This is a genomic window from Nocardioides sp. NPDC092400 (assembly GCF_040684155.1).
Taxonomy (GTDB): Bacteria; Actinomycetota; Actinomycetes; order Propionibacteriales; family Nocardioidaceae; genus Nocardioides.
In genome coordinates, this window is sequence record NZ_JBFBFJ010000017.1 from 1 (window position 1) to 2,009 (window position 2,009).

2 rRNA genes are annotated in these 2,009 nt (G+C 53.8%); both read right to left on the reverse strand.

The features are described from left to right. Window positions 1-211 precede the first annotated feature (211 nt). Window positions 212-324: ribosomal RNA gene (gene rrf, locus AB0N29_RS20880) — 5S ribosomal RNA — on the reverse strand. Between the two features lie 154 nt (window positions 325-478). Beyond that, window positions 479-2,009 (reverse strand): 23S ribosomal RNA (locus tag AB0N29_RS20885); the annotation flags it as partial.

Sequence of the window (2,009 nt, forward strand, 5' to 3'; positions counted from 1 at the left end):
GACGTGTGCAATCGCCGACGGCATGTCGATCGTATCAAATCGCGTGGCTTCGTTCCGGGGTAAGGATTGACTGCAGGTTGGCGGCTGGTTGATCGGACGTGCGTGCCGTTGGGATGTGATGAATGGAGCACTCTTTTCTCACCACACATGCATTTCCGCCGCGCCAATGCAAAAACCCCCGCCTTTCGGGCGGGGGTTTCTGGCTTAGGGAGCCTGACGATTACCTACTTTCACACGGGAATCCGCACTATCATCGGCGTAGAGTCGTTTCACGGTCCTGTTCGGGATGGGAAGGGGTGGGACCGACTCGCTATGGTCATCAGGCAAAGAGGGTTGTTGCGCTGGCTTCGCAGCACAACCAATCCTGGAAGAAGCAGTAATCTTGAGTTGTGTGTATCACACACGAGAATCCAACTTGTCGCTTTGGATCGCGGCCGGTGCTGTCGCACGGCGCAGATCTACAAGGCAGACTTGTTATAGGATCAAGCCTTACGGGCAATTAGTATCAGTTAGCTGAACGCATTACTGCGCTTACACACCTGACCTATCAACGTCCTGGTCTCGAACGACCCTTCAAGGGGATCTAGTCCCCAGGGATATCTCATCTTAAGGCGAGTTTCCCGCTTAGATGCTTTCAGCGGTTATCTCTTCCGAACATAGCTACCCGGCGATGCCACTGGCGTGACAACCGGTACACCAGAGGTTCGTCCACTCCGGTCCTCTCGTACTAGGAGCAGCCCCCTTCAAATATCCAACGCCCACGGCAGATAGGGACCAAACTGTCTCACGACGTTTTAAACCCAGCTCACGTACCTCTTTAAATGGCGAACAGCCATACCCTTGGGACCGGCTACAGCCCCAGGATGAGATGAGCCGACATCGAGGTGCCAAACACCGCCGTCGATATGAACTCTTGGGCGGTATCAGCCTGTTATCCCCAGAGTACCTTTTATCCGTTGAGCGATGGCCCTTCCATACAGAACCACCGGATCACTATGACCTGCTTTCGCACCTGCTCGACTTGTCGGTCTCGCAGTTAAGCACGCTTATGCCATTGCACTATCAGCACGATTTCCGACCGTACCTAGCGTACCTTCGTACTCCTCCGTTACGCTTTGGGAGGAGACCGCCCCAGTCAAACTGCCTACCATGCACTGTCCCCGACCCGGATCACGGGCCAAGGTTAGAACCTCAAACAAACCAGGGTGGTATTTCAAGGACGGCTCCACCGAAACTAGCGTTCCGGTTTCATAGCCTCCCACCTATCCTACACAGATCGGTTCAAAGTCCAATGCAAAGCTACAGTAAAGGTTCATGGGGTCTTTCCGTCTAGCCGCGGGTAGATTGCATCATCACAAACACTTCAACTTCGCTGAGTCTCGGGAGGAGACAGTGTGGCCATCGTTACGCCATTCGTGCAGGTCGGAACTTACCCGACAAGGAATTTCGCTACCTTAGGACCGTTATAGTTACGGCCGCCGTTTACCGGGACTTCAATCAAGAGCTTGCACCCCATCATTTAATCTTCCGGCACCGGGCAGGCGTCACACCCTATACGTCCACTTTCGTGTTTGCAGAGTGCTGTGTTTTTATTAAACAGTCGCAGCCACCAGTTTATTGCAACCCCTTCACCCTTCTGGCGCAAGCCAGTCAAGCTACAAGGGCGTACCTTATCCCGAAGTTACGGTACCAATTTGCCGAGTTCCTTCTCCCGAGTTCTCTCAAGCGCCTTAGAATACTCATCTCGCCCACCTGTGTCGGTTTGCGGTACGGTCATCGTTAGACTGAAGCTTAGAGGCTTTTCTTGGAACCACTTCCAATTGCTTCGCTCCCTAAGGAGCTCGCGCCACACCCTTGAATTCCGCACCCGGATTTGCCTAAGTGCCTTCTCCAATGCAGCGACCGGGACTTCCAACACCCGGACAACCTTCCGCGATCCGTCCCCCCATCGCATCTAACAATGGTGCAGGAATATTGACCTGCTTCCCATCAGCTACGCATTTCTGCCT